Source organism: Clostridium pasteurianum DSM 525 = ATCC 6013 (assembly GCF_000807255.1).
GTDB classification, from domain to species: Bacteria; Bacillota; Clostridia; order Clostridiales; family Clostridiaceae; genus Clostridium_I; species Clostridium_I pasteurianum.
Map to the genome: position 1 here is coordinate 2,764,446 of NZ_CP009268.1, position 26,959 is coordinate 2,791,404.

Annotated in this window: 32 protein-coding genes, 1 tRNA gene and 1 riboswitch; of the genes, 12 read left to right on the forward strand and 21 right to left on the reverse strand. The window is 26.5% G+C overall.

The window, feature by feature from the left end:
* The first annotated feature begins 15 nt into the window (after nt 1–15).
* Both CLPA_RS12570 and CLPA_RS20500 read left to right on the forward strand, forming a co-directional pair.
* On the forward strand, nt 16–309 hold the full coding sequence (locus tag CLPA_RS12570) for a transposase (protein WP_003442347.1): 294 nt from the start codon (nt 16–18) through the stop codon (nt 307–309).
* The gene (locus CLPA_RS20500) at nt 282–1,199 is read left to right on the forward strand and encodes an IS3 family transposase (protein WP_257786239.1); all 918 of its coding nucleotides are present in this window, start codon (nt 282–284) and stop codon (nt 1,197–1,199) included. Before CLPA_RS12570 ends, CLPA_RS20500 begins: the two co-directional genes overlap by 28 nt.
* Before the next feature lie 35 nt (nt 1,200–1,234).
* Here the strand turns inward: CLPA_RS20500 and CLPA_RS12580 are convergent, their stop codons facing one another.
* From CLPA_RS12580 to CLPA_RS12605, 6 genes are all read right to left on the reverse strand, one after another.
* Nucleotides 1,235–2,740 (reverse strand): DUF3102 domain-containing protein, encoded by a 1,506-nt coding sequence (locus CLPA_RS12580; protein ID WP_034829965.1) that lies wholly within the window; start codon nt 2,738–2,740, stop codon nt 1,235–1,237.
* A gap of 85 nt (nt 2,741–2,825) precedes the next feature.
* Nucleotides 2,826–3,398 (reverse strand): hypothetical protein, encoded by a 573-nt coding sequence (locus CLPA_RS12585; protein WP_003442454.1) that lies wholly within the window; start codon nt 3,396–3,398, stop codon nt 2,826–2,828.
* 42 nt (nt 3,399–3,440) lie between these two features.
* Nucleotides 3,441–3,701: a hypothetical protein gene (locus CLPA_RS12590; RefSeq protein WP_003442457.1), complete on the reverse strand. Its 261-nt coding sequence runs from the start codon at nt 3,699–3,701 to the stop codon at nt 3,441–3,443.
* Nucleotides 3,702–3,754: 53 nt separating this feature from the next.
* Nucleotides 3,755–4,171 carry a hypothetical protein gene (locus tag CLPA_RS12595; RefSeq protein WP_003442461.1) on the reverse strand — a complete coding sequence of 139 codons (417 nt, stop codon included), beginning with the start codon at nt 4,169–4,171 and terminating at the stop codon, nt 3,755–3,757.
* A 622-nt stretch (nt 4,172–4,793) separates the two neighbouring features.
* Entirely contained in the window at nt 4,794–5,072 is a 279-nt protein-coding gene (locus CLPA_RS12600) for a hypothetical protein (protein ID WP_152414177.1), read from the reverse strand.
* A 563-nt stretch (nt 5,073–5,635) separates the two neighbouring features.
* Nucleotides 5,636–5,977 carry a hypothetical protein gene (locus CLPA_RS12605; protein WP_003442465.1) on the reverse strand — a complete coding sequence of 114 codons (342 nt, stop codon included), beginning with the start codon at nt 5,975–5,977 and terminating at the stop codon, nt 5,636–5,638.
* A gap of 185 nt (nt 5,978–6,162) precedes the next feature.
* On the opposite strand from CLPA_RS12605, the gene CLPA_RS12610 reads away from it, so the two are divergent.
* The 3 genes from CLPA_RS12610 to CLPA_RS12620 all read left to right on the forward strand — a co-directional run bounded on the left by CLPA_RS12610 (nt 6,163) and on the right by CLPA_RS12620 (nt 7,980).
* Nucleotides 6,163–6,402 (forward strand): helix-turn-helix domain-containing protein, encoded by a 240-nt coding sequence (locus CLPA_RS12610; protein ID WP_003442466.1) that lies wholly within the window; start codon nt 6,163–6,165, stop codon nt 6,400–6,402.
* 18 nt (nt 6,403–6,420) lie between these two features.
* Complete coding sequence (locus tag CLPA_RS12615; protein ID WP_003442471.1) at nt 6,421–7,071, forward strand: MerR family transcriptional regulator; 651 nt, start codon at nt 6,421–6,423, stop codon at nt 7,069–7,071.
* 423 nt (nt 7,072–7,494) lie between these two features.
* Nucleotides 7,495–7,980: a hypothetical protein gene (locus CLPA_RS12620; RefSeq protein ID WP_003442474.1), complete on the forward strand. Its 486-nt coding sequence runs from the start codon at nt 7,495–7,497 to the stop codon at nt 7,978–7,980.
* Nucleotides 7,981–8,204: 224 nt separating this feature from the next.
* Here the strand turns inward: CLPA_RS12620 and CLPA_RS12625 are convergent, their stop codons facing one another.
* The 5 genes from CLPA_RS12625 to CLPA_RS12645 all read right to left on the reverse strand — a co-directional run bounded on the left by CLPA_RS12625 (nt 8,205) and on the right by CLPA_RS12645 (nt 12,254).
* On the reverse strand, nt 8,205–8,507 hold the full coding sequence (locus tag CLPA_RS12625) for a hypothetical protein (protein ID WP_003442477.1): 303 nt from the start codon (nt 8,505–8,507) through the stop codon (nt 8,205–8,207).
* A 666-nt stretch (nt 8,508–9,173) separates the two neighbouring features.
* Nucleotides 9,174–9,419, reverse strand: a complete 246-nt coding sequence (locus tag CLPA_RS12630) for a hypothetical protein (protein WP_003442482.1) — start codon at nt 9,417–9,419, stop codon at nt 9,174–9,176.
* Between the two features lie 24 nt (nt 9,420–9,443).
* Nucleotides 9,444–10,400: a tyrosine-type recombinase/integrase gene (locus CLPA_RS12635; protein WP_003442483.1), complete on the reverse strand. Its 957-nt coding sequence runs from the start codon at nt 10,398–10,400 to the stop codon at nt 9,444–9,446.
* 141 nt (nt 10,401–10,541) lie between these two features.
* Nucleotides 10,542–11,540: a GGGtGRT protein gene (locus CLPA_RS12640; protein ID WP_003442485.1), complete on the reverse strand. Its 999-nt coding sequence runs from the start codon at nt 11,538–11,540 to the stop codon at nt 10,542–10,544.
* Nucleotides 11,541–11,561: 21 nt separating this feature from the next.
* Nucleotides 11,562–12,254 (reverse strand): iron-sulfur cluster assembly scaffold protein, encoded by a 693-nt coding sequence (locus tag CLPA_RS12645; protein WP_003442486.1) that lies wholly within the window; start codon nt 12,252–12,254, stop codon nt 11,562–11,564.
* A gap of 447 nt (nt 12,255–12,701) precedes the next feature.
* Here CLPA_RS12645 and CLPA_RS12650 point away from each other — a divergent pair.
* Nucleotides 12,702–12,783, forward strand: a tRNA-Leu gene (locus CLPA_RS12650).
* 247 nt (nt 12,784–13,030) lie between these two features.
* The gene (locus CLPA_RS12655; RefSeq protein ID WP_003442487.1) at nt 13,031–13,426 is read left to right on the forward strand and encodes a hypothetical protein; all 396 of its coding nucleotides are present in this window, start codon (nt 13,031–13,033) and stop codon (nt 13,424–13,426) included.
* Nucleotides 13,427–13,496: 70 nt separating this feature from the next.
* On the opposite strand, the gene CLPA_RS12660 is transcribed toward CLPA_RS12655, so the two are convergent.
* The 9 genes from CLPA_RS12660 to CLPA_RS12690 all read right to left on the reverse strand — a co-directional run bounded on the left by CLPA_RS12660 (nt 13,497) and on the right by CLPA_RS12690 (nt 21,978).
* Entirely contained in the window at nt 13,497–13,697 is a 201-nt protein-coding gene (locus tag CLPA_RS12660) for a DUF3606 domain-containing protein (protein WP_003442488.1), read from the reverse strand.
* 147 nt (nt 13,698–13,844) lie between these two features.
* On the reverse strand, nt 13,845–14,390 hold the full coding sequence (locus CLPA_RS12665; RefSeq protein WP_003442489.1) for an ATP-binding cassette domain-containing protein: 546 nt from the start codon (nt 14,388–14,390) through the stop codon (nt 13,845–13,847).
* A gap of 233 nt (nt 14,391–14,623) precedes the next feature.
* Nucleotides 14,624–14,764 carry a hypothetical protein gene (locus tag CLPA_RS21360; RefSeq protein WP_162838517.1) on the reverse strand — a complete coding sequence of 47 codons (141 nt, stop codon included), beginning with the start codon at nt 14,762–14,764 and terminating at the stop codon, nt 14,624–14,626.
* A 60-nt stretch (nt 14,765–14,824) separates the two neighbouring features.
* Nucleotides 14,825–14,965, reverse strand: coding sequence for a CPC_1213 family protein (locus CLPA_RS21365; RefSeq protein WP_003442490.1), 141 nt, complete (start codon nt 14,963–14,965; stop codon nt 14,825–14,827).
* Between the two features lie 267 nt (nt 14,966–15,232).
* Nucleotides 15,233–15,688, reverse strand: coding sequence for an HNH endonuclease signature motif containing protein (locus CLPA_RS12670; protein ID WP_003442491.1), 456 nt, complete (start codon nt 15,686–15,688; stop codon nt 15,233–15,235).
* 181 nt (nt 15,689–15,869) lie between these two features.
* Nucleotides 15,870–17,174, reverse strand: a complete 1,305-nt coding sequence (locus CLPA_RS12675) for a hemolysin family protein (protein ID WP_003442492.1) — start codon at nt 17,172–17,174, stop codon at nt 15,870–15,872.
* Between the two features lie 146 nt (nt 17,175–17,320).
* Complete coding sequence (locus CLPA_RS12680) at nt 17,321–18,580, reverse strand: DUF445 domain-containing protein (protein WP_003442493.1); 1,260 nt, start codon at nt 18,578–18,580, stop codon at nt 17,321–17,323.
* A gap of 113 nt (nt 18,581–18,693) precedes the next feature.
* Nucleotides 18,694–19,935, reverse strand: a complete 1,242-nt coding sequence (locus CLPA_RS12685) for a DUF445 domain-containing protein (protein WP_243444602.1) — start codon at nt 19,933–19,935, stop codon at nt 18,694–18,696.
* A 129-nt stretch (nt 19,936–20,064) separates the two neighbouring features.
* On the reverse strand, nt 20,065–21,978 hold the full coding sequence (locus CLPA_RS12690) for an ABC-F family ATP-binding cassette domain-containing protein (RefSeq protein ID WP_003442495.1): 1,914 nt from the start codon (nt 21,976–21,978) through the stop codon (nt 20,065–20,067).
* A gap of 317 nt (nt 21,979–22,295) precedes the next feature.
* On the opposite strand from CLPA_RS12690, the gene CLPA_RS12695 reads away from it, so the two are divergent.
* The 3 genes from CLPA_RS12695 (at nt 22,296) to CLPA_RS12705 (ending at nt 24,363) form a co-directional block, all read left to right on the forward strand.
* Complete coding sequence (locus tag CLPA_RS12695) at nt 22,296–23,150, forward strand: cation diffusion facilitator family transporter (RefSeq protein ID WP_003442496.1); 855 nt, start codon at nt 22,296–22,298, stop codon at nt 23,148–23,150.
* A 54-nt stretch (nt 23,151–23,204) separates the two neighbouring features.
* Nucleotides 23,205–23,303, forward strand: a riboswitch (TPP riboswitch).
* Nucleotides 23,304–23,373: 70 nt separating this feature from the next.
* Nucleotides 23,374–24,042, forward strand: a complete 669-nt coding sequence (gene thiT, locus CLPA_RS12700) for an energy-coupled thiamine transporter ThiT (protein WP_003442497.1) — start codon at nt 23,374–23,376, stop codon at nt 24,040–24,042.
* Nucleotides 24,043–24,057: 15 nt separating this feature from the next.
* Entirely contained in the window at nt 24,058–24,363 is a 306-nt protein-coding gene (locus CLPA_RS12705; RefSeq protein WP_003442498.1) for an MTH1187 family thiamine-binding protein, read from the forward strand.
* Nucleotides 24,364–24,539: 176 nt separating this feature from the next.
* Here the strand turns inward: CLPA_RS12705 and CLPA_RS12710 are convergent, their stop codons facing one another.
* Nucleotides 24,540–25,298: a tRNA threonylcarbamoyladenosine dehydratase gene (locus CLPA_RS12710; RefSeq protein WP_003442499.1), complete on the reverse strand. Its 759-nt coding sequence runs from the start codon at nt 25,296–25,298 to the stop codon at nt 24,540–24,542.
* A 184-nt stretch (nt 25,299–25,482) separates the two neighbouring features.
* Between CLPA_RS12710 and CLPA_RS12715 the strand changes: the two genes are divergently transcribed.
* The gene (locus tag CLPA_RS12715) at nt 25,483–25,968 is read left to right on the forward strand and encodes a DUF4883 family protein (protein ID WP_003442500.1); all 486 of its coding nucleotides are present in this window, start codon (nt 25,483–25,485) and stop codon (nt 25,966–25,968) included.
* Nucleotides 25,969–26,041: 73 nt separating this feature from the next.
* Complete coding sequence (locus CLPA_RS12720; protein ID WP_003442501.1) at nt 26,042–26,875, forward strand: PHP domain-containing protein; 834 nt, start codon at nt 26,042–26,044, stop codon at nt 26,873–26,875.
* Nucleotides 26,876–26,959: the final 84 nt, after the last annotated feature.

Sequence of the window (26,959 nt, forward strand, 5' to 3'; positions counted from 1 at the left end):
GTGGAGGTTAGAACTATGGGAAGAAGAAAGTATACTTTAGAGGAAAAAATTAAAATAGTTGAAGAATTAAATAAAGGGTTAACTAATGCACAAATATGCAAAAAATATGAAATTACATCATCAACATTATCTACATTTAAGAAGCAACTTAATGTAATTAATGCAACAGAGCCAAAGGATAAAAAGGCTACGCCTAAAGAAAAAGCTCTAGAAGAAGAAAACCGTAAACTTAAAGAGCTTATTGGCAAAAAAGAGCTAGAACTTGATATGCTTCAAGAATTATTAAAAAAAAAGAATTACCTACGTTAGAAGATAAAAAGACTCTTGGAATAAAATATACTGGAAAGGGACTTAAGATCTCTAGAGCATGTAGGCTATTACAAATATCAAGAACATCATTTTACCCAAGGAAAAAACTTGTTGTGGATAAAAAATCATCAATAAGAAATGTCGGTAGACCAATACCTGGTTTTTCATATGGAATAAACAACTGCATTGTTGATGACTCTGTTATTGAAACTCTTTTACATGAGGCATGTGAAAAATATCCATTCTATGGCTATAAAAAAGTAACTTGTATACTCCGTAGGAGTCATGGACTTCAACTTAATGCCAAAAAAGTATATAGATTAGCTAAAAAGCTAGGATTGCTTCTTCCATATGTAAAACACACTAAGCAAGGACATCTTGCTATCGCAAGAGATGTAAAAGCTATAAATAAATTATGGCAAATTGATATAAAGTATGTAAAAGCTTTAAATGGACAGTTTATAATGCTTACTGATATTATTGACGTTTATTCTAGAAAATTAGTTGGTAGAGAAATTACACCAACTGCTACCACAGAAGATGCAAAAACAGCTGTAAAAAGAGCACTTATAGAGAATAATGTTACTTCAAATATAGTTTTAAGAAGCGATAATGGTCCCCAGTTTACATCTGTAAAATTTGAACAATTCTGCAAAACAAATAATATATATCATGAGCTTATCCCAACAAGCTCACCTAACTATAATGCACATATAGAGTCCTTTCATTCCTTACTTTCTAAGGAGTGCATTAGTTGGAATGAGATTAGGAACTTTACTCACGGGTATATGCTTATTGATGAGTATATAGAGTTCTATAATGAAGAAAGAATTCATGGAAGCTTAAATTATTTAAGTCCAAATGAGTTTATAAGAAAATCTATAATATAGTTAGCATTCGTTAGCTTTTGTTGAAAATAAAGGGGTCAATCCGTTTCTAAACTATTATTTGTTTTCTTCTCTCCGAAAAAGTTATAATTTTTATAGAAATCCTCATAATTTTTTTCTTGCTTTCTTTGTGCTTCTTCTATTTCTTCTTTAACCTTTTTAGCTTTTGTTTTAAGTTCTTTATGAAAATTAATTAAGTATTTAGGTTGAAAATCTAGTTTATCTTTTATAACATCTAACCAATTATTAGTTATTATAGTATTATAAAACTCTAAATTTTCTAAGCACATTCCTACATCAAAAATATAATAGGTTAATTCCTTTTTATGCTTATATACTTTTATACAATCCCTATTAGTTGCATAAGAAATCAGCATATAACACTCATTGTCTTTCTCAAAAATAAATTTAGCAGTTTCTTTAGCTCTATTAAATCTTTCTATTAATTCTTCATAATCATCTTTTTGTTGTTGTTTAATAAATTTATCTACTAGCTTTAGATATCTTTTATTAATCCTATAGAATCTAAATAATTCAGTAATATTATAAAGATACCTATGGTAATTAGATGTAACTGGGTAATGTGCAAATAATTCTTTATCCTTGTAGATACATATATATGCATTTGTATCTATATATCCTTTGGCTATTGTGATATTATTTTCATTAAATATATATTTATTATCTTCAATATAACTTTGCCTTTCTTCTTCATTTTTTTCCCAAATAAACTCACAAACATTTTCATACGATAAATCAATATTTTCTAATGCATTATAGTATTTATCACCATTTTCCGATATATGTTGATAGCTATTCCATAAATCTAAACTATCAAGGAATTTTTTAAATTTATCCTCATTATAGATAAAAGGTATATCCATTTTGCGAATTTTAATAACTTTTTCTAATTGATTATGATTAATTTCTTTATTTAAATACCTTGTTAAAATAAGACTCTCAACACTATCTAATTCTAAATCTCCATTATTATCAAAATCAAAACTTCCAGTTAAAAATTCAATATTACACTTTAATCTAGCAGTATCCTCCCATATTTTATCAGCTTCATAATAATCATCCATAAGATAGTTATCATTTTCTATAAGTTTATTTACATTAACATCACACTTTACATCTTTAGGTTCTATAAGCTTTTTATTTGACTTTTTAATCTCCTTAATAGCTTGTTTAAGTTCTCTAGTAGACATATTTTCTATATCATTATTATTTATAAATATCTCTCTATCTTCTTCAGATAAATTAGTTAATAAATATAATTTTTCTGAACTTAAAAGTGAAGGCGACTTCGTTTTTTCAAAAGTTTTTGCTACTTTCATAAACTTTTGTGCTGTCCTTGGAGTATAATCTACTTTTTCTTCTAGCCACAATTTAAATTCCCCATGATTTAAGGATTGTTTAATCTTGCTTAGTCTTTTACCTATTTCAATAATATTTTGTGCAGTTTGTTGTTTTAGTTCTAATATCTCTTTTGTAATTTCATCTATTTCATTGATTTTATCCAATTGATTTATAATGCTCACCCTCTTATCTACTTAATAATTCATATTATGCTACAAGTTTATATAATAAGGATAGGCAGTTACTGACTACCCTTATATATATTAGTTAAATAGTTTCATCACTTTCATCTTCTTCAAATGTATAAGATTTAATATTAGAATTTCTTTTAACTCCATCCAGCCATTTATCTTCATTATAAATTGTCAGCTCTCCCTCATACGGTTCAAAAGTCTCTACTTTTTTATAAGTATAAATACCAATACTATTGCATTTTTCCAATTTATATATACCTTCTTTTGTAACAACCATGTATTTACTATCAAACTTTTTCAGGAAATTATTAATATTATTTCTTTGTAAAATTTCTAATACATCAATACTTGTTAGTTCTTTATCCTCTTTTCTTTCTTTATAAAAACCTACATTATTATCATCTGACCAATATAAATATCTTAAATTGTTAATATTATCACCTTTACTTTCTATAGAATTCACGGTATCCACAACATTATAATAAGGATGCTCTGGGTTTCCTTTAATTTTGTAATGTTCTCCTGTATTCTTATTAATTACAATAGAATCATTTTCGTTATCCACAGTTACTTCCTGTAAATCACTGGTATGTACAATCACCTTTCCATTAATTTTGTCTCCATCTATTAATACATATTTATCCATTTGAAATATCCTCCTATTTTATTCAAAATTATATTATTTCAATTACTCTATCCATCCACACTTTTCACATTTATGTCCATAAATCATTGGTTGTAATTCTTCTGGTGCATTTGTATCCATAAATGGCATTGCTTTCTTCCCACATTTAGGACATATAATTGAATATTGTTCTTCTTGTTCTTTTTGTTCCTCCATTGCCCATTCTTCTTCGGATTCCATTAAATCTTTAATTTGTTGTTTAATTTCTTCTTCTGTACAACCTTCTTTTCTCATAACCTTTTTTAGTTCATCATAATTTAACATATTAATTTTCCTCCTAAATTTTATTTTTATATATTTATAAAATCATTGCTGATTTATATGCTTTTTAATAAGCTTGTCTTGTTTATCTGTTTAAGTAATAAATCAATAATTTTCATATAAGTCTCTGTTATATTTTCCTCATTATATTTATATAAATAAAATTTTGTATCTCTTATTTCTGGTGTTTGATATATTACCTTTAATGCAACTCTTAAACTATGGTTATCATGTTTCATCTGTACCCAGGTATTGTCTGAATTACATGACTTATCACCAATTACATCCATTTCATAACCATAAGAAAATTTTTGAACTATCACATATGATGACCCTTCTTTAACTGATAAAATAATTAAATTACCTTGTTCAATTTTATTAATTAATAAATCAATATTTTCTTTTTGAAAATTATTTAAAATAATTCCGTTTCCTAAGTTAATATCATTTTTAATAAAAATTTTCTTTTTCATAATTTATTTTTCCTCACTTTCATTCTGCGTTTTTGGGTCGCCACCTTATATTTTTTATGTTAATTCTGAAATATCAGTATAAAAGTCCTAAAATATTGGTATAAAAGCACTAAAATATCAGTATAAAAATGTACTTTTTTTGTATAAAATATTTGTTTTTGGGGTAGGTCTAATCTTTGAAGCCCTTGGTATCAGCCAGTTTAGAGCTATGTGTTCATAATATTTTATTATAGACGGTTGCCCATTGACTTCCAATTTGTATAATGATATAATTACAGTACAGTTTAAAGAAACACCATCAAATACATAATAATAAATTAAAAAGTTAAATATTCATCGTGAATGTATAGAAGTTAATTAAATTGGTAATAATATTAATACTGTTAGAAGGTTATTGGAGTAACCCTCTATTATGAGTATTAACTTTATATGAACTTTTTGTATCGACTTCTCAAGTATATGTTATTTTTTTGAATATGTCAAGATTTAAGTATAGATTTTTTTAATAATTTTCTATATTCTTTTTGTGTTATAATTAAATTTGTATTTAGCCAATGATTTTATTTCAAAGATCAAAGAAAATCAATAATATTTTCAATCTCTACTCTACTTATAATTCGTATTAACATGCATCCTCACTTAAATTAAATTCTGCGTCCTTTGCTAAATTGAATCGGGTTTTTGTTACTTCTTTAAGAATTTCCTTGTCGTCTTTTAAGTATCCCAGTATTTCCAAACAATCTATTGAGTTTAAGAAGTTTTCCCATGTATTTTCTGTTGCACATGCAAAATAAGTATATAATCTGTACCATTTTTTAACTTCTGGTGAATCATCATCAGTTACATATAGCATCATATTAAATAACCTCCTGTATAATTTGTATTTTTCTTTTGATTTCATGTTGTTATTTTTTTATCATTTTATTATTCCTCCTAAAAAATTTAATATTTATATTAATTAATCTGCTACTATATAACATTTTAATTAAAAACACGAATAAAAAAGAGCCAATGTGATTAAGAATGATTTAACAATACTAATTAGGTTTAAAAATTCAATATATTATTCAACATTATTGGTTTATATACAAATAATACTTATAAATATTCTAATCGTACCCAAATAGACTTTATATAATATTATAAACATATAATATAAAAAGCTTATAAGTGTAAATTAAATATCATTCAATTAAAGTTATTAAGTATTATAAATGTATGTAATCCTATTATAAAATAAAATCTTAACAATAATGTAAAATATCAACTTAAATTCTTAAATCTAATTGCGTGTTAAATACCTTCTTGTATCACCGACTCCTCTTGGTTTAATTTATAACATTTTATGCAATTTTCTTTAAGTGCCATATCTTGGCTACGTAAATTATTTTATCATCTTACATTATAGCTTGTCAATATTTATTTTATAATTTTTTCATATTTTTATATTTTTTACTCTATCACCTACTCTTCCATAATAAATCTGTACATGATATTATGTTTGAGAATTAATATATAACTACCTTCAAAGAACCCAACACCCATAATAATCTTTTTAATGTCTTTCATATCTACAAGTACGGAACATATTTGTTCAGTTAAATCATCTAATATTAAAACTCTTTTATTACTATGCTTGTACTCATCTATATACCAACCAAAATCTTCAAAAGTAAGTTGTGTATTAACTATCCCGTGAATATCTAGTGTAACAGTTTTTTCTGATACTTCATTTAAATACAATTCAAATTCTTGGAAACCAACCTCAAAACCAAATTCTTTAATATTGCCATCTTTTAAAAACATATTTTCTATTCCCCTTAATATTTTATTTATCAGTTAATTCATCTCCTATACATATATAATATCACTCCTAACGTGACAAGTCAATAACTCTTAAGAACATTTTTTAACTTTCACTTGACTTTTATATACATAAAAGGTATAATTTAACCTATAAAGTAGTAATGCATATTAAGGAGCGAACTATTATGATAAAATTTTACATATCAGATTTGTTGGGTAAATTTAAAAAGAGCCAACGATGGTTAGCAGATGAAACAGGAATCCGACCTTCAACAATTGGTCTCTACTATAGTGAAAATATTAAGAGAATTAATTCAGAAGACTTAAATGCAATTGTCAAGGCTTTTAAGGCACTTGATAGTAATATAAAATTAAGTGATGTTATAGATTATATTGATGATGAAAGCTCTTCTATTACAAAATAAAAATTTTGGAGGTTATACATGGAAACTATATATTATTCAACAACCGAAGTAGCAAAAATGCTGGGAGAATTAGATAGCACAATTCGATTTTGGTGTACAAAATTTAAAGATTTTATTCCAATTAAAAGGCAAGGTAGTCATAGACGGTTTAAAGAAGAAGATATAAATACTTTAAAACAGATTCAAAAATTACTTAGAATAAATCATTTTACCATTTATCAAGTATACGAGCATTTAAAAAAACAGACTATAGATGATGGTATGGATAGATTGAAAGAGAATGACCCTATTTTTATAAAATTATTATCAAAAGAATTATCAAAAGAATTGTCAAAACATTTAAATGAAGAATTGGAATTAATAGAAAAAGAACTTAAAAATCTTATGGATGAAAATTATAAAAAAATCACAAATATTATGAATGAAAATTATAAAAATTTAAAATTAGAATCTAAGGAATTTAACTCTGAAATAAAAAAAATTATTGAAGAAAAATTAGATATTGCACTAAAAAAATATTCGGAACCAATTCTTGAGCAATTAAAAATAGAACAAGAAAAAAACAAACAATTGACAAATATATTACTAGAACTATATAAAACCCCATTAAAGCAAAATGATTTTATTTTTAAAAAGACTTTGAAAAAAAATTTATCCGATATGTTTTAGTATTTACTTACGACATTACCTTGTAATAAATCACATCGGCATAAATTGAATCTTTTTATATAACATTATATTCTACTAGCCAAAATCCTTATAATCATTGATATATCTAGAATTGCAAGTGTTATAATATTATTTTTTAATAAATTTTGTATTTATTATTTTAAATTAGATATCGAAAGTAAAGTAGAATTTAATCACTATGTATCGTAACTAAAGCAGAATTACAAGGTATTGTCGGCTGCATAATTATAATATTCAATAAATGACGTTGTATTTTAATTTCTCATAAGTGATCAAAAAGCTTATGCTTACAGCCATTTTATTAAATTATTTTATAAAATAGTCCTGTTTTTGTTATGCTTATCAATATATTATTGTGTAAATAATGTGATATAATTACATACAGAATGGAGGTTGAATTTAATGTTTGAAGATTTATATGATACCGTAAAAAAAGAACTGCTTATACAAAAAGATATGAATGGTGTATCTAAAGTATACAGAAATTATGAATATAGCCGATATTTTCACATATACACTTATAAATACTTTTCAAAGAACCCTAAAAAGAAAGATCAAAAATTAGATTATAATAATTACTATAGAGAGATAAGAAATAAGTCAAATATAGATACATTGTCAAATAATTTTAATACTACTTACAATACTTATTTAAACATTAGTGAAGATGATAAATTATATGATTCAAACATAGAAGATTTAGAAATGATTATTGCTAAATATGAAATTGCCGTCGGTAAAATTATATGTTTAAGTGAGCAAATCAAAGAGTATAACTGCTCAAAAGATGATGTAATCGAATATATGAAAATTAGAGATTTAATGTATGAAAACGTTAATTCTATTAAACATAAAACTGTAGAGTATCGTAGAATGATGTGGGATTAGAATTTATAGATAATAATATACAAAATATTTTCTAAAGGTACATCCAATAAAACAAATATTTTCCAGTACCCAAATTAATCATCGATAATTGATTTGAAAACTCTTTTTCTACTTTCTTTTATAAATCTTTTACTGTCTGCTGTTTGTAGATTTTCTAATTCTAATTAAAATACTGTATTGTTTAACTAGTAATACAGTATTTTAATTAAACACTTAATATATAATTACAAATATGGATTCATTATTTGAGTGTTCCCTGTTTTTTCATACCTTTTCCATGCCTCATTAGCCCATTTCATCACTAAATCATCTAATAATTTCTCATCCTTTGATGCTTCAATTCCTACATAATCACTTCCTGCATCAAATGTTTCCCATCTAGTAACGTAATCTAAATGTTCTACCGCACCTCCCCCTGCTCCTTGAAAAAGAATAAAATTGCCATCTCTGTTAAGAAGCAAAATATTATCTACATTATCATTACCATTTGCTATTACTTGTCTTAGTTGCTCTTTATCTGGTTGCATATTAATCCCTCCCAATAATTTATAATATATAAAAATAATATATTAATATAATCTTATCTTATTTTGAATAAAATTCATACTTCTTTTGATTCATCTCTTGCCCTATTGAACTTAATCTCTTATAGTTGGGAAATGTCTGTGTTCTGAGTGGATATAGTTTATCTACCTATACAAGCAAAAAAGAAAAAATCTTAATTACTTATATAAGTAGATAAACTATTAATCTATAGTTGGTTAAAGCCTTGTGACGTCGCTAATACCCTTCTTATTTATTGCTACTGCAATATTAACTTAACTTATAATACTTGTCCTATAAGTACCTATATGGCTTGTTAATACCTACCTGATACTATATCACCAAGTAACCTGCCCGAACCTTTAATGGTAGTCCGCACCTTGCATTACACCACTAAAGAAGGGAATAGTGTTTTATGTGTAATAGTTGATTTATTTGCAGCGGCTCAACTAACCTACTGGATATTTTTATAGTTATTCCAGTGCTTAGATAACTGACCTATCACCCTAAAAAAAGGCAATAGGAAATTAGACCTTGACCAAATCCCATTTTTTTGATAAAATCAAGGTACGGTAATTGGAATTGGTAAGGTTTCATTTAAACTATATTCAATTTTTTATGAGATAAGTCAGTGTGGTCTAGGCACTGGCTTATTCTATTTGCTTACATAATTTCTTTAGTTGATTTTCAAAAACTAATACATGGTTAATACTTTCATTTTTTATAGGCTTGTCTATATCCCCTACTGCTGTAAAAATATCGAACATATTTTTATTTTTAGCAACTATATAAATGGTTACAAATAAATCACTAACATTTACTTCTTTAAATACAATCTGTTTTGGATCTATTAATGCATCTTTATAAAATTGGTCTAAAAATTTATATTCACTCATTTATAAATCACCTCTTATTAATTTCTACCGTCTAAGCTTTATATGCTTTATTTCTTTATTTTTTCTTTGCATATCTTCTAATGGATTAAAAATCACTTCATCTTTCTTTAAATCTTGAGTTAATAAATTTACGTAATTTCTTAAAATTTCTAAATTACTGTGACCAAGAATTTTTTGTAATCTTATTAAATCCATTCCTAATAACACACTTTTCTTAGCAAACCAATGCCTAAATTTATGAATGCCTGTTCTGCTTATTCCCCTAGATTTGTTATAGTCATCTACCGTATGTGATAAACTTCTAGGTTGCATTTGTTTTCCTAAAACAGTAGGAAATAGATATATACAATCTTTTGGTAAATACTCTAAATATTCTTTAAGAATATTACACATACTTGGAGATATAGGTACTGTTTGTGATTTTCTATTTTTTGTATGCCTATAATAGCAATAACCATTATCTAAATCTAAATCTTCAATTTGTATGCTTATTAAAGTAGACCTTCTAGCACCTGTATTGCAAAGAAAACAGACACAAACCCAATTTCTAAACTCTACAAAACTACATTTTTTTAAGTTTGGTTTTGTTAATAGCTTCGTTATCTCAGCGTCAGTATAAGCTTCTATTTGTTCTATATTAGCTCTAATTAATTCTACTTTTATACTACTATCTATCCATTCTTTATCCTTGAAAAACTTAATAACTGTTTTTAGTGCTTTTAGTTGAATATTAACTGTACTATCTTTTATATCACGTTCTTTTAGCCACAAAACATAGTTATTAATTTCATCTTGTTCCAATTCATTTAATTTAGTATCCTTATCATAAAATTTATAAAAACTATATTTTATCACTTCTCGATAATGTTTTTCTGTACTTGGTCTAAAATTTTTCATAGTGCAATGTTCCAATATAAATTGTTCAAAGCCTTCTTCAAAAGTTTTATTATCCACTTTAGTTTTCATATTTATTTTTTTCAATTTATACACCTCCTCACACGTATAGATGGGAGTAGCTTTTTATGTATAAAAAAAATACACACATCCATAGATATTAAAATCTATTAGATATGTGTATTTAAAATAGTCTATTCTAGTTAATCAAAGCCTTCATCAATGGATTTATTTTGAAGCTTCTTCAATAGCAACTGCTACTGCAACTGAAGCTCCAACCATTGGGTTGTTACCCATTCCAATAAGACCCATCATTTCAACGTGAGCTGGAACTGATGATGAACCTGCAAATTGAGCATCAGAGTGCATTCTTCCCATAGTATCAGTCATACCATATGAAGCAGGACCTGCTGCCATGTTATCTGGGTGAAGAGTTCTTCCAGTACCACCACCTGATGCAACTGAGAAGTATTTCTTTCCTAGATCCATACACTCTTTTTTGTATGTTCCAGCAACTGGATGTTGGAATCTAGTTGGGTTAGTTGAGTTTCCTGTTATTGAAACGTCAACGCCTTCTTTGTGCATTATTGCAACACCTTCTCTAACATCATCAGAACCATAACATCTAACTTTAGCTCTTTCTCCGTCTGAATAAGCAGTTTCTTTCACTATATTTAATTCACCAGTATAATAATCGAATTTAGTTTGAACATATGTAAATCCGTTTATTCTTGAAATTATAAATGCAGCGTCTTTTCCAAGACCGTTAAGTATAACTTTTAAAGGCTCTTTTCTTACTTTGTTCGCTGATCTAGCTAGTCCAATAGCACCTTCAGCAGCTGCAAATGATTCATGTCCAGCAAGGAAAGCGAAACATTTAGTTTCTTCTCTTAAAAGCATTGCAGCTAGATTTCCGTGTCCTATACCAACTTTTCTGTCATCTGCAACTGATCCAGGTATACAGAAAGCTTGTAATCCTAAACCTATTACTTCAGCAGCGTCAGCAGCCTTTGTACAACCTTTTTTTATTGCTATAGCAGCACCTACAGTGTAAGCCCAACACGCATTCTCGAAGCATATTGGCTGAATACCTTTTACTATATCGTAAACATTTATTCCTTTTTCATCACAGACAGCTTTAGCGTCTTCAATTGAATTCATGCCGTATTCTTTTAATACAGGTATAATTTGGTCTATTCTTCTTTCATAACTTTCAAATAATGCCATTACTATTCTCCTCCTTACCTATTATTCGTGTCTTGGATCGATAACTTTTGCAGCTTCTGCAAATCTTCCATAACTTGAAGTAGCTTTTTCCATAGCTTCGTTAGCGTCCATACCTTTTTTAATCATGTCCATCATTTTTCCAAGGTGTATAAATTCATAACCAATAACTTCATTGTTAGCATCAAGACCTATGTGTTTAACATATCCTTCTGCCATTTCTAAGTATCTAGTTCCCTTAGCCTTAGTTCCGTACATTGTACCAACTTGACTTCTAAGACCTTTTCCTAAATCTTCAAGACCTGCTCCAATAGGTAGTCCACCTTCTGAGAAAGCAGTTTGGCTTCTTCCGTATACTATCTGTAAGAATAATTCTCTCATTGCAGTATTTATAGCATCACAAACTAGGTCAGTATTTAATGCTTCAAGTATAGTTTTTCCTGGAAGTATTTCTGAAGCCATAGCAGCTGAATGAGTCATTCCTGAACATCCAATTGTTTCAACTAATGCTTCTTCAATAACACCATCTTTAACATTAAGAGTTAGTTTACAAGCACCTTGTTGAGGAGCACACCAACCTACACCATGTGTTAATCCTGATATATCTTTAATTTCTTTAGCTTGTACCCATTTTCCTTCTTCTGGTATTGGTGCTGGTCCATGGTTAGGTCCTTTAGCAACGCACATCATGTTTGATACTTCTGTTGAGTAAATCATATTTTTATCTCCTTCCTATACAAATAATTTACAATTACCCTTTGCATAATAAAAAGGGTGTACATAATTCTACTTGAATATGTACTAGTAATTACTTTTTAACCTATTTCATTGTAGCAAATTGTTTAAAAACTAACAATACGTTTTTGAAAAAACATAGCTTTATAGTAGAATTTTTGTATTTTATTGCTATATAAACTTCCATTTATGTCTATTAATGTTTATTTGTTTTTTGGTATTGCTTATAATTGTAATATATTTAAAATTATTATTTATTTAAAATAAAATCATATATAATTAAAATTTCACATTATTTTATAATAAAAACACATTAAAATTTTATTATAAATGTAATAATATTTATTTACTTTTAATTTATAATAAACAAACTTTAATAAAAACTTGACTATATACAGTCCTTATGTTATATTATTACATGTCAGCTTTGCCGGTGTGGCGGAACGGCAGACGCACACGACTCAAAATCGTGCGGGAAACCATGTGGGTTCAAATCCCACCACCGGCACCAAATAATTAGAAGAATGACTGTATCACTTAGTTTTAATACTGTGTGATGCGGTCATTTTTTATATCATAATATAGAATATTGATTTTTTCTTACTTATAGTGTATTATTTATCTATAACAATAATTAAATATTATATAAGTACATTCTATTAATAAATTTAAATTTTTATATTATTTAAAGGAATTTATGCCTTTCTATCGTCTATACATAATGAAGATTAAATCTATATAGTGAAAGGAGATTAATTATGCAATATTTTTGGATAAACTTAGGCTTTACTTTATTTATTATTTTAGTACTCTTAATTGGATTAATTTCATGTATCAAAGAAATGTTTGAAAAAAAGCTTAAAGATTTCATATTAATTATAGTTACTTTAGCCGCTTTGATCTTAATTATAGTAATTAAGGATACTTTACCTTATTTTCAAGATATGAATTATATTTTAACTAAAAATTTTTTAGTAAGCACTTGTACTGTTGAAAAAATCGGATTATCCAGTAAGCTTGGTAATGATTTTTTAGCAAATGGTAAATCTTTTTATTGTGGATCAACTGATTTTAAAATTAAGAAAGGCCAAAGGTATATACTTACATATACTCCAAATAAACGATTTGTCATTAAGTTAGAGCCAGCTAAATAAAATAACTAAGGAACTAACTCACAATACACATATATTCATTGTGAGTTAGTCCCTTAGTTTTATTAAAAAATCAATATTCTCCGAAATATTCTTTTACCTTGTAAGTAGAATCCCCTACTTTATTAACTGCACCTATTAATTCCTGCTCTGAACAGCTTAATTCTTTACACCACCAATTTATTTCTTCTTGATCAAATATATTTATTGTCCAATAGTCAGATGGTGTCTTATAGTAAGTATTTCTTTTAGGTTTAATTTTAAATAAAAGCATAATACATCATCTCCTCAATAAAAATATTTTATAGTGGGAATTTTTTATATTTTCTGATAATTTAATTAATATATTTACATTTTAACCTGTAAATATTAATTATTGTAATTTTTTAAATAATTAGACAATATAAAGCCTAATACCTTTTTATATTGTTAATGAAAATATTATTCCTTTTATATCTTTAACTATTTCTTCTATAGTTCTATTACCATTTACCACATAATCACATGGAATTATGTTAAATATATCAACTTTACGATCATAGTTAAGTCTATTTAAGGCATGGTCTCTTCCTCTACTCTTTTCCATTCTATTAAATCTTTCTTCAGCATCTACTCTCAAATATATAACAATAACTTCGCAATTTTTAGTATTATTCTTAAGTTCACTTGCTCCTGAGGGATCCACTGTATAAACAGATATACCCTTATCTTTATATTGTTCTTCTGTGCTCCAATATTTATATTCATTAAATTCCGTATATGCAATCAATTTTTCTTTAAATCTTTCATTATTGTATTTATTTTTAAAATACTCTTCGTCCACAAAAATATGTCCATTTTCATTTTCACTTCTTTTAGGTCTTGTAGTATAACTTTTTATATAATTATATCCCTCTCTTTCCAGACATTCTACTACAGTAGATTTTCCAGAGCCAGATTCTCCTACCAAACAGACAATTTTATCCAAATTATTCACCTACACTTCAAATAAAAATACTTAATTATTAATAATATTATTACATCAAACTATTTAATTTTCAAGCAAGAGATTATCTCAAAAGAAGAAATATTAATTAAACTTAAAAATATAGTACAATTAATTATTAAAAATTAGATTTTAATATTTATCTTTAGTATTTATAATGAACAAAAATTTATCTCACAATGTATATAAATACATTGTGAGATAACGTATATTTATCAATTATTTTTTTCTTTTGCTTTAAATTCTGCACTTCTTGAATGATATTTTGCACTATTAGGATTATGTGACCAAGTTTTAGGCTCATTACCTGCATTTTGTGCTTTAGGTCTGTAATTTGTCTTTTCATGCTTTTCCATAGACTTTCTCACTCCTTAGGTTATTTTGTCTATTAAATCAACAAATTATAAAATTATATTTTAAAATTCACTTGTTACTTTTAATCTTTCATCTAATTCTGCCCTTGAACTTTCATCTTTAGGACTATGTTTAATATTTTTCTTTTTGAAATTTCCATCTTCTTTTTTATTATTTTTTGTATTAGTTAAATCATTACTCATATACTCTCACTCCCACATTATATTTATATAATACATCTATAAACTTATCTTGCCCAAAGTATATTTATAATTACTATGATTTTTATAACATTTTTGGTTCTATATATTATAGTTTAAATCAATAAATTTATATCTTTAAAATTCAAACTGTATAATATAATTATAATTTACAATATTTAATTATACATTAAATATCTATAATAAAAAACACAATTAAAATTTTAAATATTATAATAAATATTCAAAACTTTAATTGTGTATCCTTTATTAAAATTCACAGTTACCATATAAATTTAGATCTAAATCATCTATAAAGTCATTACTTATATTCCAAGAATCGTCATAAAACTCATCTAACATAAAGTCATAATAAAATTTTCCACCCATAAGTCGTTTTATTATATCTTCTCTTTTATATCCTTCCTTATAGATTTTAAATTTTTTACATATACTTCTTCCTTGAGAAGGATTTAAAGATAATGTTTTTATTATCTCATCCATGGAATAGTAATCTTTTGCCAAAATATTCTTTAATTTAGTTTGAAATTCCAATTTATACATGAGATTTATTCTTCTATTTCTGTGTGGACTTTTTTTCCCCCTATGATGTTCGGCACAAAGATAAATATAATTTAATGGGAAATCAAGACCGCCTTCACATTTAAAAATTATATGGTGTTTTTCTCCCGCTTTTCCACATACCACACATTTCTCATTTTGCAAAAACTAACACTTCCCCAATAATGTTTTATTAAAAATATTTAAATTATCGTAATTGTTATTTATATTAAATATTTTCTTATAAATGTTTATTTCAGAATTTACTTACAATTTAATATTACTACTAAATATGAATTTTCTCAATAGTAATTTAATATGATAAATCTATAATTTATAACTATTTTTATAAATTTTCTTCTTTAATTTTAGTTACCAATATTTTTTTTATTCTTCTTTTTTTCACAGAGAGAATTTTAAAATTAAAATTTTCAATTATTATATTTTCACCTTCTTTTGGCAATCTGCCTATCCGATCTAATATAAGACCACTTACCGTATCGTAATTTTCTTCATAATCAGTTTGTAGCAATTTATTTAATTCTATCATGCTTATACCTGCATCTATTTCAAATTCACCTTCCTTAATCTTATGTATTTCATCCTCTTTTTCATCATATTCATCATAGATATTTCCAACAATCTCCTCTAACATATCTTCAATAGTTGCTATACCTGCAGTACTTCCGTATTCATCTATTACTATACATATATGTATATTTCTTTTCTGCATATCCTTTAATAGTTCATCAATTTTTTTATATTCTATTACAAACAATGGTTCTTTTATAAAATTTTTTAAATCAAATTTTGTATGATCTTTTTTAAAAGCCATATAGTCAATTATATCTTTACTATATAATATACCTACAATATTATCTATATTCTCCTTATATACAGGAATTCTAGAATATTTTTCTTCTGTAATAACTTTAATCGTCTCTTGAAAATCACTTTCTATATCAAGTGCTATTACATCTGGTCTTGGAGTCATTATATCTACTACAGTAGTATCATCAAATTCAAATATGCTATTTATCATTTTTGTTTCCATAGCTTGAAAAATACCTTTTTCTTCTCCTACATTTATCATCATTCTTATTTCTTCTTCTGTTATATCTTCCTCTTTGTTACTGTCTTTTCCCAGAATTAATCTTACAAAAAAATTAGTGCATGCAGTAAGTGCCTCTACTATGGGTTTACTTATAACATTAATAATATGAATAATCCCTATAGATTTATCTGCTATAAAGTCTACTTTTGCAAGAGCTATTCTCTTTGGGATTAACTCTCCAAAAAGTAGAGAAAAAAAGGATATTACTATTGTTACCGATATAAAAGCTATTCGTGAACTATTATTCACTAAGAAACTTATATTAGTATTCTGCAAAAAAATTTTAAATCCATTAGACAATCCTACTGCTGCAGATGCAGAAGTAAAAAAGCTAGTCAAAGTAATACCAACCTGAATAGTAGCCAAAAATTTACTAGGCTCTTTTATTATGTTTAGAAGTAATTTTGCCTTCTTATCGCCTTCACTAGCTCTTTTTTCAATGTTTATTTCCTTTAATGATATTATACTTATTTCTGCCGCTGCAAAAAATGCATTTACTATTATAAGTAAAATTATTATACCTATCTCTTCAATCAAAAATTTCTCCTCCTTAATTAATAACTTTATCTTACCAAAGAATTTCATATAATCATGAATTTTAAAATTTCTTGAATAGTAACATTATTCTATCTGAATTCTATAGAATTAGTTTTCTCCAAAAATCACATATAGAAATTTTTTAATTACAATGTATTTCTTATAATAGGAACTATATAAGGATCATATATAAAAGTCAAAAATATAAACATAAGTGCACCTATAATTCCACCTACTACAGATCCATTAATTCTTATCCACTGTAAGTCATTACCAAATTTATGTTCTACAAATTCATTTAGCTTTTTATCATCAAATTCATTTAAAGTTTCAGTTACAATAGTACCTATAAATCTATGTTCTTTTTCTGCAAAACTGCAAATAATATTCTTTAATATATTTTCTGCTGATTTCTTCAAATCTTCATTCCTAACAAAGTATTTAAAACAAAATTTCATTTGTAAAAGTATCCATTTACACAAAATAGATGTTTGTTTATTATTTTCATCTAGATTGTTAAATGCTATAGATCTTATATCCAGTTCTCGTATTAATTTAATTTTAAATTCTTCTATTCCCTCTCTATGATATTCTATATTGGAAATACATTCCCTGAATTGTTCTTTTAACATCCTTCGCATATCACTATCTTTATTTTTCATTTCTAAAAAACTGTCAATAATACCATTTTGAATACTAGAAGCAGCACTTAAAAAATTTACACTGTCTGTTTTTTCAAATATTGAAAAGCTTAATTTTGAAAAAAAATTGTTAATTTTTTTTTCTTTTAACTCTACTAGCTTACTGTATATAAAATCTTTAGTTCTTTCTCTTTCACATATTTTAATAGCCCCATCAATAATAAAATCAATGATTTTTTCTTCGCTTTGGTTATTTTCTATTTCTTTAATTAATAGCTTTATATTATCCGTTATACTAAACTTTTCTATATGCTTTTCAATTAGATTATTATAAATATATATTAGCGTATCTTTACCATGATTAGAAATATAGTCATTAATATATTTCTCCACATATTTTAATATACTGTATTTTTTATTTTCAATAAATATAATTAATTTATCAATTACTTTTACTTGGGAAATTCTTTTATTTATAACCTCACTAGTCAATAATTCCTTTTCTACCATATTTGAAATTCCAAGTATAATTTTTTTTCTATTTCTAGGTATAAGTTCTGTATGATAGGATATACCAAGGGGTTTACTAAATATAGCAGTAATAGCAAACCAATCTGCAATTCCACCTACTAAAGATGCCTCCATTACTATAAAAAGAAAATTAAAAATAAAAATATTTCCATAAAAATATCTTAAAAATAAAGTTACTATAAAAACTAAAAATACACAGAGTAAAGTAATATTTGCTTTATTCTTATAATTCACTTAAACCACTTCCCCATCTTTTAGGAATTATCCTTAAATTTGATTTAATGGCAATTGACACACTACTAAATTAATTTACCTAATACTAATTGTTTCCACAGGCTCTATAAAAACTATTTTATCCAAAATGTCAATAAAAATATAAATAATCCCACTAATCCTCCTATTATAGAACCATTTATTCTAATGATCTGAAGATCTTCTGAAAGCTTATGCTCCATGGTTTTTACAATTTCTTCATTATTATATTTACTTAAGTTTTCTCTTATTAAATTTCCTATATAACTATATTTATCATCAATAATATTGAATAATATACTTTTAATAGTCCTATCAATCTCTTTGACCTTTTCCTTATCCTTTAGAAATTTTAATATCAATTTTCTCTTTTGCAATTTGAAACTTTTAATTAAATATTTATTATTATAGAAGTTTTCAATAATATAATCATTTAAAATTTTATTGATTTTTTCTTCTAAAAAATTATTCTTATTCAAAAATTCCAATTTATAATTTTCAACTCTATTTATAAATTCTGTGTCATTATTAAATTTTAATATATAAGTATCCAATTTATCCTTTAATATTATTCTATTTTTATCATCATAACTTTTCATATTATTTAAAGTCTTTACTATTTTCTTTTGAATACTGTAAGCTGCACTGTCTGGCGATATATCTAATATATAATTTAATATCATCTTATTTGTAATTTTTCTATTTATATTATCTTTCTCATAATTTTTTAAGGCATCTTTATATAATTTTTCTAGAAATTCAGTTATATCCTCCTTTTTAGAAATAGTAACAGCTGAGTCAATAATTTTGTCTATAAATATATCATCATAACCTCTAATAGAAGCCCAGCAGAAACTCTTGTATAATAATGGACTTATTTTAATATTCTTTAAAAAATTTAAAGCAAAATCATATATTAAACTGTTCTCACCTTTAAATATCTTATCTTTATAAGGAAAAAATTCATCAATAGATTTTATTAATGCTGCATCAACTTCTTTAGATTTTATGAATCTTATTATAATTCCTGCCAAATTATAGCTTTTTAGTTCATCTTTTATTTTCTCTTTACTCAATAACTCTTTTTCTATTGTATCTATAATAGTTTCTTCAATTCTATTTCTGTTTTTATTTATAATATCCGTTCTAAATAAAAACTCCGGCCAATTCATATTAAAGGGCTTTTTAAATATAGCTGTTATTCCAAACCAATCTGCAAGTCCCCCTATAAGTGCCGCCATACAGCATCTTGAAATAAGTTCAGCTGCAAAATTATCCTTAAATGCATAGGAAATTAGAAAACCAATAGCAAATATTAAAAGAAGTAAATTTGCCAACCTTCTATTTTTTTTATGCAAAATTTATCACCACTTTAATTTTTATGTTTTTCTATATTTTCATCAAAAAATTTATCACATATTTTTATTTTAACCATAAATAAATCAAATTAACTATATAAAAATATTCTAGCCATTTTTATTATTAATCTTTTCTGCTAAATCATTTAAATACACCCATCTATCTAAAAGATAATTCAAATAATTTTCTGTTTCCTCTTTTTTATTCATTAATTCCTGCAGGACAACATAATCACTAGAGGATTTACTTATCTCTTTATTTATTTCTTCTAAAGTACTTTCAGTATTGGATATATTACTATCTATCTCTTCATATTCTTTCTGCTCTTTAAAAGTAAATTTCAACATCTTGCCCCTTTTATTTCCTCTATGCTCTTTTTCCTGTTTAACTTGCTTTTTTGCTTTGCTATCTTTTTCTTCATCAATTGTATTGTGAAAATTAATATAATCTGTATAATTACCTGTATGCTCTAATATTTTTCCATTTCCTTCAAAGGCAAAAATCTTGTTACTTATTTTATCTAAAAAATATCTGTCATGGGATACAGCTATAACAGTTCCTGTAAATTCTTCTATGTACTCCTCTAATATAGTTAATGTTTCTATATCCAAATCATTAGTTGGTTCATCTAGGAGTAATACATTTGGAGCATCCATTAATACCTTTAAAAGATATAATCGCCTCTTCTCTCCACCAGAAAGTTTAGATATAGGACTATACTGCAAAACACCTGGGAACAAAAATTTTTCCAGCATTTGCGATGCGCTTATAAGTGTACCATCTGATGTACGCATATATTCTGCTGTTTCCTTTATATAATCTATTACCCTCAAGCTTTCATCTATATCTCTGTATTCCTGAGAAAAATATCCCAATTTTACAGTTTCACCAATTTCTACACAGCCCGAAACAGGTTTTAATTTTCCCGAAATTATATTTAAAAAAGTACTCTTTCCCATACCATTAGGTCCAACTATACCTATTCTATCTTCTTTACCTATTATGTAGCTAAAATCTGATATCAAAACTTCATCCTGAAACTTCATACTTATATTATCAATTTCTATTATCTTTTTCCCAAGTCTTGTATTTCCAACTGATATTTCAACTTTTTCATTGCTTATATCTATATTCTCATCTGTTAAAGATTTAAATCTATCTAGCCTGGCTTTTTGTTTTGTAGATCTTGCCTTTGCACCTCTTCTTATCCATTTAAGCTCATTTCTTATTAGATTTTGTCTCTTTTCTTCCTTAGCTTCCATTTTACTCAATCTATCCAATTTACTTTCAAGATATTTACTGTAATTTCCCTCATAGCTGTATAATTTTCCTTTATACAATTCCAATATTTCATTGGCAACTCTATCAAGAAAATATCTATCATGAGTAATCATAATTACTGATCCTTTTCTTCCATTTAAATAGTTTTCCAGCCAGCTTACAGTTTCATCATCTATATGATTAGTAGGTTCATCCAATATAAGTAAATCACAAGGTGATATGAGAGCCCCTGCCAATGCTATTCTTTTTCGTTGCCCTCCTGACAGTTTTTCTACATTGTCTTCAAAATTGTTTATGCCAAGCTTTGTCAAAATAGTTTTTGCATCACTTTCAATGTTCCATGCCTCTAATGTGTCCATTTTTTCTGAAAGTCTGTTGAAATCACTTTGAAGTATAGTATCCTGAGGATTTTTAGAGAGTTTCTCCACAACTTTTTCGTACTCCCTTAATAATATCATTATTGGTGAATTACCTTTAAAAACAGCTTCAATAACCCTATCATCCTTTGTAAAATTTGTACTTTGAGACAGATACTCTATTCTTAATTTATTCTTTTTTATAATTTTTCCTGTATCCGCAGTATCTATTCCAGCTATAATCTTTAGAAGAGTAGATTTTCCAGTACCATTAACTCCTATCAATCCAATTTTTTGTCCTTCATTTATTCCAAGTGAAATATCATTAAATAATATTTTTTCTCCATAACTTTTATTTATATTCTCAAGAGATATTAAATTCATCTAGTATCTTCCTTTCCGTATAATCCATATCAAATTTTATATTAATATTATTATACCTTTCTTAATTATAACAAACTTATATATACAGAGTAAGTCTTTTAAAATTATGTTCATTTTTATAATTTTACGTAATAAATAAATTCAATTAGTTTACCTGAATACTGCAAAATCAATTTCCATTCAATATCAATTGACAATCATAATCAATAATTATATAAATATTTTTTTGTGAACAACTCTTATATAATCACATATAATAAAACATAATGATTTTGTTTCTATTATCAATTGAAATAATTATAACTGGAGAGATAAAAATGAACAAACAAAATGGTGCTTTTTTATCTATAGCATCAAATAGTATACTGGTTATATTTAAAATTTCCGCAGGAATATCTATGAACTCCATAAGTGTAATATCAGAAGGAATTCATTCCTCTATTGATTTAATTGCTAGCCTTATAGCTTTTTTTTCTATAAAAAAAGCTAGCAAATCAGAGGATAAAGATCACCCTTTTGGTCATGGTAAATATGAGAATGTATCTGGTTTTGTTGAAGCCCTTTTAATTTTATTTGCCGGAATTATTATAGTATATGAATCTTTAAATAAACTCTTTTCTGGTTCCTCCATAGAAAATATACATTCTGGATTACTAATTATGTTTATTTCCACTGTAATTAATCTCATAATTTCTCTTAATATATTGAGAATATCAAAAAAAGAAAAATCCATTGCTTTAGAAGCAGATGCCCTACATCTATTGACTGATGTGTTTACTTCTTTTGGTGTATTTGCAGGTCTTATAGTTTTAAAAATAACTGGTTTAAGAATATTTGATTCAATTTCAGCTATCATAGTTGCCTCTTTAATCATAAAAACATCTATAAGTCTCGTAAAAAAATCCATGAAAGATCTAGTAGACAGTCGATTATCTTCTGAAGATATAGGTAAAATCTTAGATATTATAAAAAAGTATCCCGAAGTAAAATCTTATCATAAACTTAGAACACGAAAAAGTGGCTATACCCGTGAAATAGACCTTCACTTGCTTGTAGATTCAGATTATTCCTTAATAGAAGCTCATAATTTATGCAATTTCATAGAAAAGGACATAAAAACTATTTTTCCTGATTCTAACACACTAATTCATGTGGAACCATATCATCAATAAAACAATATTGTAAACCTCTTGCTATTGTAATATAATTTATAAGAACATAATTTACAAATTAGCTAGGGGTGCCTAATGGCTGAGAAATGGTGTTCATTAACCCTCAGACCTGATCTAGATAATTCTAGCGTAGGAAAGCATTTTTTCTTTAGCCCTTTATTATATTATTTAATCTTTTAACGACATTAGGTCTCCTAGTAAAATTATTATAGGAGGTTTTCACATGAATTTTTTTAATTTAAAACTCTTTCCTGTTAAAGTTTTTTCATTAACGCAAAATTTAGCTGAGATACTGAAGCATCCTACAGCTATAATCACTTTAATAGGCGTACTAATTCTAATTTTTGTATTCATAAAAATCAAAAGGATTAAGATAACGCCTAAAATTACTACTAGGATCGGGATAGCCCTGGCTTTATCTGCAGTACTTCAAATTTTTAGGCTGTATCATTTCCCCCAAGGCGGCAGTGTAACCCTTGGAAGCCTAGTACCTATACTTATAATAGCATTGATATATGGTCCAGAGATTGGTTTTTTAACAGGGTTCCTCCATGGAATAATTACTTTATTCTTAGATCCTTATATACTTCATCCTATACAACTGCTGTTTGATTATCCCCTTCCATCCATGGCACTTGGTCTGGCTGGATACTTTAAATCTAAAAAAGTAATTGGAGCCATAGTTGCTATTTTTGCAAAATTTATATTTCATTTTATATCTGGAGTAGTATTCTTTGGAAGTTTTGCTCCAAAGGAAATGTCTCCAATAATTTATTCTTTAGTTGTAAATGGCACATTTATGCTTACAGATGGTATAATTTGTGTATTCTTAATTGCATTATTACCAATAAGTATGTTAAGTAAAAATGAAAAAAATAATGTTTACAGATAGAGGAGATGATAATATATGGTAATTGCAGATATAGCCGTTATGCCCTTAGTTCCCGCTGTTTCAGAAGAAGAACTATATAGGCAGGTAGACGCAGCCATTGACTATATAAAGAATAGCGGCTTAAAATATGAAATAGGAGCTATGAGTACCACCGTTGAAGGTGAATATGATGAAGTCTTTGAGCTTATAAAAAAAGTTCACCGAATTCCCTTTGAAGTTGGCAGTGAAAGAGTAATAACCGTAGTCAGAATAGATGAGAAAAAAACTGGATTAACTATAGAAGATAAATTAAGGCATCATAAAAACAGAAAAAGCAGCTAAAATTATTTTTCATAGTACATTTTTCTCATAAATTAATTATTGAGATTTGTCAATCTAGAAAAGCTGCAAAAATTTATATAACTAAAAATCATACAGCTTTTCTGGATTATTCATAGAACAAGCATATACCTGCCTATAAAATTCAGTTCCCATTATATATCACTTAAAATATAAAATTAACTAATCCCTATTATATCCTTTATAACTTCTCCTCCTATTATCATCCCAGCTACAGGAGGTACAAAAGATATACTCCCAGGTATCTGTCTTTTAGCAAGACATTTTTTTGTTCCTCCAGTACACACACAGCCTTCCTTGCAAGTTATAACTTCATCTTCTTTAGGCTTTAAGGGAATTTCTTCAGAATATAAAACTTTTAAAGACTTTACTCCTCTCTTTCTCATTTCATGTCTCATTACCTTCGCTAAAGGACATATTTTTGTCTTATATATATCTGTAACCTGAAATTTAGTTGGATCCAGTTTATTTCCTGTACCCATACAGCTTATAATTTCAATATTATGCTCCTTACACCATAATATTAATGATATTTTTGATGATACAGTATCTATAGCATCTACTACATAGTCTGTATCTAATCCAATAATATCACTTATATTATCTTCTTTTACAAAGGTCTGATGTATTGTCACTTCACATCTAGGATTTATACTAAGTATCCTATCCTTCATAACTTCTACCTTGGGTTTACTTATACTTTTAAAGGTAGCATGAATCTGTCTATTTATATTGGTTAAACAAACTGTATCATCGTCTACGAGTACAAGTTTACCTATTCCTCCCCTAGCCAGTGCTTCTACTGTAAAACTTCCTACACCACCTATACCAAACACTACTACCTTACTATTTTCTAATTTATCTAAAGATTTTTTTCCAATCAAAAGCTCTGTTCTTGACAAAGAATGCTGTGGCATTTAAATATCTCTCCTTTTATAAATAAAAATCATAACTTTCATAAAACATTAGCATACTAAATTATATCACACCTATAATTATCTTCAAAATAACTATTTTAATTTTTAAAATTTAATATTGTAATAAAAACTCTAATATTTTCATATTTTAATTTAGAGAATACTTACAAAAGGAGTAATAGCATTGAAAGTTAATAAATTAATTTACATAGGAATTATAATTGTTCTTACTTTAAGTATTACAGGCTGTAGTCTTGATGCTAATTCCACCTCACTTTTAAAACGTCAAAAACCCTATAATTTTTATTATACAAATTTGCTTACTAGAGACATGAAATTTGAAAATTCATTTTTAGGAATAATACTAGACACTAATTTTTATAGAGAACATACTCTTACTAAAGATCAAAATGATACAGTTAAAAATTTTATTTTTTATCTCAGCAGAAAGGATTTCATAAGTAAACCAAAAGACTTACCAGGAAAGCCCACTTATAAAATTTATTTTACATTTAAAACGGACAAGTATGTCATAGAAGTATTTAATGAAAAATATATATCTGTATATCCTTGGGATGGCTCTTATAATAAAGATTATATCAGTATGGAGAATATACCTGTATCCTATAATCTTTTTTCACTTTGTAAATACTCCATTCCAAGAGATTAAAACACTATTTCATTATTATCATTATTAGTATATAATATTTCTAATGTAAAATAGGAAAGAAGTGATTTAATTAATGTATTTTAAAGGTGATTTTCACAGTCATTCAACAGAATCCGATGGAAAACTTTCTCCAGAAGAGTTAGTAACTTTAGCCAAGACTAAAGATATAGATATTATGGCAATTACTGATCATGATACTACAAAAGGTATTAATAAAGCTGTCCTAGCAGGCAATAAATTAAATTTAAAAGTAATCCCTGGTATGGAACTTTCAACACGATACAATGATGAAAGCATTCATGTACTTGCTTATTTTAAAGATGATTCTTTTAATAACAGTGATTTTCAGGATTTTCTAAAGAATTTAACTGATTATAGAGTAAAAAGAGCTGAAATTATAACAAGTAATCTAAAAAAATTTTTTGATATAGACATTGACTATAAAAAGGTTCTCCAAAGTGCAAATGGCGTAGTGGCAAGACCTCATATTGCGAAAGCTATAATAAATGCTGGATACAACTATACTATAGACTATATTTTTAAAAACATTATAAATGAAGGAAGCCCGGCATATGTTCCAAATAAAAAACTTCCACTAGAAGAGGGGATACAATTACTCAGATCTGTAAATTCCATTGTTGTACTTGCTCATCCTGTATTGGCGAAAAAAACTCCAGTGAAGGAGTTACTGAAGTTTGATTTTGATGGAATAGAAGCCATTTATCCCCTTAACACTTCTGAGGATACTGAAAGACTATTAAAACTAGCTAAAGATTATAATAAATTAATAACTGCTGGTTCTGATTTTCACAGTGGTGAAAAAGCTGATACAAAACATGGTACTCTAGGTTCTGTTTATTTGGATTCTTATAATATAGAAAAATTTCTTAAGAAATTTAATCAATAGATGCTATGTAGATATCCTGTATATTTATAAAAAAACTTCTGAATGTGTTTCAATCATTTTAAAATACACACTCAGAAGTTTTTA

Excerpts from the sequence above, each read along its gene's own strand:
- CLPA_RS12625 (WP_003442477.1), bottom strand. The coding sequence starts at position 8,507 with ATGCAACCAGATAAAGAGCAACTAAGACAAGTAATAGCAAATGGTAAT.
- CLPA_RS12710 (WP_003442499.1), bottom strand. The coding sequence starts at position 25,298 with ATGCCACAGCATTCTTTGTCAAGAACAGAGCTTTTGATTGGAAAAAAA.
- thiT (WP_003442497.1), top strand. The coding sequence starts at position 23,374 with ATGAATTTTTTTAATTTAAAACTCTTTCCTGTTAAAGTTTTTTCATTA.
- CLPA_RS12605 (WP_003442465.1), bottom strand. The coding sequence starts at position 5,977 with ATGTTTTTAAAAGATGGCAATATTAAAGAATTTGGTTTTGAGGTTGGT.
- CLPA_RS12595 (WP_003442461.1), bottom strand. The coding sequence starts at position 4,171 with ATGAAAAAGAAAATTTTTATTAAAAATGATATTAACTTAGGAAACGGA.
- CLPA_RS21360 (WP_162838517.1), bottom strand. The coding sequence starts at position 14,764 with ATGGAAAAGCATGAAAAGACAAATTACAGACCTAAAGCACAAAATGCA.
- CLPA_RS12720 (WP_003442501.1), top strand. The coding sequence starts at position 26,042 with ATGTATTTTAAAGGTGATTTTCACAGTCATTCAACAGAATCCGATGGA.
- CLPA_RS12600 (WP_152414177.1), bottom strand. The coding sequence starts at position 5,072 with ATGAAATCAAAAGAAAAATACAAATTATACAGGAGGTTATTTAATATG.
- CLPA_RS12645 (WP_003442486.1), bottom strand. The coding sequence starts at position 12,254 with ATGATTTACTCAACAGAAGTATCAAACATGATGTGCGTTGCTAAAGGA.
- CLPA_RS12615 (WP_003442471.1), top strand. The coding sequence starts at position 6,421 with ATGGAAACTATATATTATTCAACAACCGAAGTAGCAAAAATGCTGGGA.
- CLPA_RS12620 (WP_003442474.1), top strand. The coding sequence starts at position 7,495 with ATGTTTGAAGATTTATATGATACCGTAAAAAAAGAACTGCTTATACAA.
- CLPA_RS12585 (WP_003442454.1), bottom strand. The coding sequence starts at position 3,398 with ATGGATAAATATGTATTAATAGATGGAGACAAAATTAATGGAAAGGTG.
- CLPA_RS12610 (WP_003442466.1), top strand. The coding sequence starts at position 6,163 with ATGATAAAATTTTACATATCAGATTTGTTGGGTAAATTTAAAAAGAGC.
- CLPA_RS12655 (WP_003442487.1), top strand. The coding sequence starts at position 13,031 with ATGCAATATTTTTGGATAAACTTAGGCTTTACTTTATTTATTATTTTA.
- CLPA_RS12590 (WP_003442457.1), bottom strand. The coding sequence starts at position 3,701 with ATGTTAAATTATGATGAACTAAAAAAGGTTATGAGAAAAGAAGGTTGT.
- CLPA_RS12640 (WP_003442485.1), bottom strand. The coding sequence starts at position 11,540 with ATGGCATTATTTGAAAGTTATGAAAGAAGAATAGACCAAATTATACCT.
- CLPA_RS21365 (WP_003442490.1), bottom strand. The coding sequence starts at position 14,965 with ATGAGTAATGATTTAACTAATACAAAAAATAATAAAAAAGAAGATGGA.
- CLPA_RS12660 (WP_003442488.1), bottom strand. The coding sequence starts at position 13,697 with ATGCTTTTATTTAAAATTAAACCTAAAAGAAATACTTACTATAAGACA.
- CLPA_RS12630 (WP_003442482.1), bottom strand. The coding sequence starts at position 9,419 with ATGAGTGAATATAAATTTTTAGACCAATTTTATAAAGATGCATTAATA.
- CLPA_RS12705 (WP_003442498.1), top strand. The coding sequence starts at position 24,058 with ATGGTAATTGCAGATATAGCCGTTATGCCCTTAGTTCCCGCTGTTTCA.
- CLPA_RS12690 (WP_003442495.1), bottom strand. The coding sequence starts at position 21,978 with ATGAATTTAATATCTCTTGAGAATATAAATAAAAGTTATGGAGAAAAA.
- CLPA_RS12695 (WP_003442496.1), top strand. The coding sequence starts at position 22,296 with ATGAACAAACAAAATGGTGCTTTTTTATCTATAGCATCAAATAGTATA.
- CLPA_RS12570 (WP_003442347.1), top strand. The coding sequence starts at position 16 with ATGGGAAGAAGAAAGTATACTTTAGAGGAAAAAATTAAAATAGTTGAA.